The organism is uncultured Roseovarius sp. (assembly GCF_913054395.1).
GTDB lineage: Bacteria > Pseudomonadota > Alphaproteobacteria > Rhodobacterales > Rhodobacteraceae > Roseovarius.
The window spans coordinates 1-4,544 of the sequence record NZ_CAJXIP010000205.1 but is presented as its reverse complement, the minus strand read 5'-3'; the positions used below and the strand labels follow the sequence as shown (position 1 = coordinate 4,544).

5 protein-coding genes are annotated in these 4,544 nt (G+C 61.5%); 4 read left to right on the top strand and 1 reads right to left on the bottom strand.

Features of this window, described 5'->3' with window-relative positions:
• Positions 1 to 679: NAD(P)-dependent oxidoreductase (locus QZ522_RS17930; RefSeq protein WP_294614807.1), on the top strand; the 679-nt coding region annotated here is incomplete at its 5' end.
• A 150-nt stretch (positions 680 to 829) separates the two neighbouring features.
• On the opposite strand, the gene QZ522_RS17925 is transcribed toward QZ522_RS17930, so the two are convergent.
• Positions 830 to 1,789, bottom strand: a complete 960-nt coding sequence (locus QZ522_RS17925) for an L-malyl-CoA/beta-methylmalyl-CoA lyase (RefSeq protein WP_294614804.1) — start codon at positions 1,787 to 1,789, stop codon at positions 830 to 832.
• Positions 1,790 to 2,044: 255 nt separating this feature from the next.
• On the opposite strand from QZ522_RS17925, the gene dgcN reads away from it, so the two are divergent.
• The 3 genes from dgcN to QZ522_RS17910 form a co-directional block, all read left to right on the top strand.
• Positions 2,045 to 3,046, top strand: a complete 1,002-nt coding sequence (dgcN, locus tag QZ522_RS17920; RefSeq protein WP_294614801.1) for an N-acetyltransferase DgcN — start codon at positions 2,045 to 2,047, stop codon at positions 3,044 to 3,046.
• Between the two features lie 64 nt (positions 3,047 to 3,110).
• Entirely contained in the window at positions 3,111 to 4,076 is a 966-nt protein-coding gene (gene dgcA, locus QZ522_RS17915) for an N-acetyl-D-Glu racemase DgcA (protein WP_294614798.1), read from the top strand.
• A gap of 21 nt (positions 4,077 to 4,097) precedes the next feature.
• Positions 4,098 to 4,544, top strand: a 447-nt coding sequence (locus tag QZ522_RS17910) for a metallophosphoesterase (protein ID WP_294614795.1), incomplete at its 3' end; no start/stop codon positions are given.

The window sequence follows — 4,544 nt, the reverse complement described above, 5'->3', positions numbered from 1 at the left end:
CGCCTGGACCCTGCAAAAGGCCAATGGCGGCCGCGGCGTCCTTATGGGTGGCGTGCCCGGTGTGGGCCCGGCCCGCGTGATCGTGATCGGTGGCGGTGTCGTCGGCACCCATGCCGCCAAGATCGCCGCCGGTATGGGTGCGGATGTCACCGTGCTTGACCGCTCACTGCCGCGTCTGCGCTATCTTGATGACGTCTTTGGCGGCACCTTCAATACCGGCTACTCCTCGGCCGGCCTGTTGGAAGAGCTGCTGCCGCTGGCCGATATGGTGATCGGCGCGGTGCTTATTCCCGGCGCCGCCGCCCCCAAACTTGTGCGCCGCGATCAGTTCGGCATGATGAAGCCCGGCGCGGTCCTTGTCGACGTGGCAATTGACCAGGGCGGTTGCTTTGAAACCTCGCGCGCAACCACCCACCAAGACCCGATCTATGAGATCGACGGCATCATGCACTACTGTGTGGCCAACATGCCCGGCGCGGTCGCGCGCACGTCGACGCTGGCGCTTGGCAATGCCACCATGCCGTTCATGCTGGCCCTGGCCAAAAAGGGCTGGAAACAGGCCTGCGCCGATGATCCGCACCTGTTGAACGGTCTGAACGTGCATGCCGGTCAACTCACCTATGAGGCCGTCGGCACCGCTCTGGGGATGAAAACCGTTGATCCGAAATCCCTGATCTGACCCGGAACAGCACCCCCGGCCAATACCCGCCGGGGGCGCTCAACCACATAACGGATCAGGCAGCAGTCTTTCACCATTCCCAAAATACTCAAAAAACGGCGCGCCCCTCAGGGCGCGCCGTCTTGCTTATACATCGCACGGTCCAACGCCCTATTGCGATGCGATCATCTCGGCCTGTTTCACAATCACCTCGGCCTGCTTGATGCTGGCAATATCCACCAGGCGCCCCTTATAGGTGGTCGCGCCCTCGCCGCGCGCCTTGGCAGCCTCCATCGCCTCCAGGATCTCGCGCGCCTCGGTCACCGCTTCGTCGGAAGGCGTGAAAATTTCGTTCGACAGCGCGATTTGCTTGGGATGAATCGCCCATTTCCCAACCATTCCAAGGGTGGCCGACCGGCGCGCCTGCGCCCGGAAGCCTTCGTCGTCGCTAAAGTCGCCAAACGGGCCATCTACCGACAAAAGCCCGTGCGTGCGACAGGCCGCAACAATCGCCGTCTGTGCCCAATGCCAGGGATCGGACCAATGCCGCTGGCCCTCATGAAGCATATAGTAATTTTCCTGCGTGCCGCCGATACCCGTGGTCGACATGCCCATCGACGCCGCGAAATCCGCCGCGCCAAGGCTCATTGCCTGAAGCCGGGGGCTGGCGGCGGCGATTTCCTCGACATGGGAAATCCCGGCGGCGGATTCGATGATCACTTCAAAGCTGATCGGCTTTTGTCGCCCCTTCGCGGCCTCGATCGAGGTCACCAGCGCATCCACCGCATAAATATCCGCTGCACAGCCCACCTTGGGGATCATGATCTGATCAAGCCGGTCGCCCGCCTGCTCCAAAAGATCAACCACGTCGCGATACCAGAACGGAGAATCCAACCCGTTGATCCGCACGCTGAGATATTTCTTGCCCCAGTCAACCGTATTGATCGCCTCGATCGTGTTCTTGCGCGCGATGTCCTTGTCGCTGAGAGCAACGGAATCCTCAAGATCGATATTGATGACATCCGCCGCGCTGGCCGCCATTTTCTCAAACAGTTTGGTGTTGGAGCCGGGGCCGAACAGCTGACAGCGGTTGGGCCGGGCGGGGGCAGGAGGTTGCAGGCGAAAACTCATGTCATGTGACTCCGTGGTTAAGGAAATTGCGTATATGTTGCGCCATTGGTTATGAAATTGCGCGGGCATTCGCAAGCCGCTTTTCCTTCGCCCAAATCAACCGCTACATCGACATATGATAGAAGAAATTTCGAAAACTTACTTCTTTTGTCGAAGGATCATATCCAAATGCTCCGTTATACAGAGATTTAGGAAGAAAATCGCGCCCAATTCGTAGGAAGTTGCCGGGAACCCGATGCCTTGGAAGGACACGCCGTGATCGAGACACCCTATCTTCTGTTTCTGGGCGATGCGCCCGACATGCTGGCCGCCAAGGTCGCCATTGGCATCCGTGACTGGCGCCCGGAAAACGCTGTCGGGCAATTTCGCCTGCCCGGTTGCGGCGCCGATCTGGGGCTGACGGATATGACCCTGGCCGAGGCCAAGGCTGCCGGAGCCAAAACCCTGGTGATCGGCGTCGCCAACCGTGGGGGGCTGATCAGCAAGGAGTGGAAGAAGGTGCTGGTGACGGCGCTGGAAGAAGGGTTCGACCTGGCGGCCGGCCTGCACAACCTGTTGCGTGATGAGCCCGACCTTCGGGCCGTGGCAGAGGCGACGGGCCGCACCCTTCATGATGTACGCGTGCCCTCCGTCAGCTATCCGATTGCCGATGGCACGAAACGTCGCGGCAAGCGCTGCCTTCCCGTCGGCACCGATTGCTCGGTCGGAAAGATGTATACCGCCATGGCGATGGAGCGTGACATGATCGCCCGCGGCATGAAGGCCACGTTTCGGCCGACGGGTCAGACCGGTATTCTGATCACCGGTGATGGCGTGCCGCTTGATGCGGTGGTGGCCGATTTCATGGCCGGGGCGGTGGAATGGCTGACGCCAGACAGTGACGACGATCACTGGGACCTGATCGAGGGCCAGGGCAGCCTGTTCCACGTCTCGTTTTCGGGCGTGACAATGGCCCTTATACATGGCGGCCAGCCGGATGCGCTTATCCTGTGTCATGAGCCAACGCGCGCCCACATGCGCGGCCTGCCGGATTACGCCCTGCCAACGCTTGAGGCGCTGCGTGACATGGCGCTTCCGATTGCGCGCGTGGCGAACCCGGCTTGTCAGGTGGTCGGCGTTTCCGTTAACACCCAACACATGAGCGAGGATGAGGCGCGCAGCTATTTGGCCAGTATAGAGACTGATCTGGGGCTACCAGCCACCGACCCCTATCGGTTTGGCGCGGCCAAGCTTGTGGATGCGCTGGCAAACATCTGATCCGTCGGCGACGCGGTGCTGGCCGGGGATTTGAGTATTTTGGGAAAGATGAAAGAGCTGAGCCATGCAGATTGACGTAACCCGCGACGTGTTCAAGCTGGCACAGGTCTTTACCATCAGCCGGGGATCGCGCACCGAGGCAAAGGTTCTGACCGTGCGGATCACCGAGGGCGGTGTGACCGGATGGGGCGAATGTGTGCCCTATGCACGCTACGGCGAAACCCTTGAAAGCGTCACCGAAGAAATCAGCGGCCTGCCCGACAGGATAACGCGCGCGGCGCTTTACGATCTGTTGCCTGCAGGGGCCGCGCGCAACGCGGTGGATTGCGCGCTCTGGGATCTGGAGGCCAAGCAGACCGGCAAGCGGGTATGGCAGCTGGCCGGTTTGCCGCAGCCGGGCCCCGAGATCAGCGCCTATACGCTGTCGCTCGACAGTCCCGAGAAAATGCAGGTACAGGCCGCGCAGAATGCCCATCGTCCGCTGTTGAAGATCAAGCTGGGCACGCCCGACGACATGCCCCGCCTCGAGGCCGTCCGACAGGGCGCGCCGGATGCGACGATCATCATTGACGCAAATGAGGGTTGGACCGCCGAGGTTTATGCCGATCTTGCGCCACATCTTCTGCGGCTTGGGGTGGCATTGGTGGAACAGCCGCTGCCCGCAGGCAAGGACGCCGCGTTGATCGGCATGGAACGCCCGGTGCCGGTTTGCGCGGATGAATCCTGTCATGATCGCGCCAGCCTTGCCGGATTAAAGGGCAAATACGATGTGGTGAACATCAAGCTCGACAAGACCGGCGGATTGACCGAGGCGTTGCGCCTGCGTGAGGCGGCACTGGCAGAAGGCTATAGGGTCATGGTTGGCTGTATGGTGGGTAGTTCCCTGGCAATGGCGCCAGCGACGCTGGTGGCGCAGGGGGTGATGGTGACCGATCTCGACGGGCCGTTGTTGCTGGCCGAGGATCGGGACGTACCGCTGACCTTTGACGAGGACGGCGTACACCCCCCCAGCGCGGCGCTTTGGGGGTAAGTCATGAGGGACCGTTGGGCGGTGATTTCCGACGTCCATGGCAACGTGGACGCGTTGAAAGCGGTGTTGGCCGAGATTGATCGGTTGGGCTGTTCCCGCATCCTGAACCTCGGCGATCACGCCAGTGGGCCGTTGGCGGCAGCGGAAGCGTTGGATGTGCTGATGGCGCGGGATGACATGATCTCGATACGCGGCAACCATGACCGGTATCTTTTGAATCCACCGGAGACGCTGGGCCCATCAGATGCGGTGGCGGCAGCACAGTTGACGAACGCCCACAAGGCATGGCTTGCGGCGATGCCTGCCACCGCCTTGGTGGAGGGTGTCTTCCTGTGCCATGGCACACCGGACAGTGACGAGACCTATTGGCTGCACGATGTGACGCCGCAAGGCGATTTGGTGGATCGCAGCGGTACAGTTGTGGCGACACTGGCGGCAGCTGCGCCCGCGGAAGCGAAGGTTCTACTG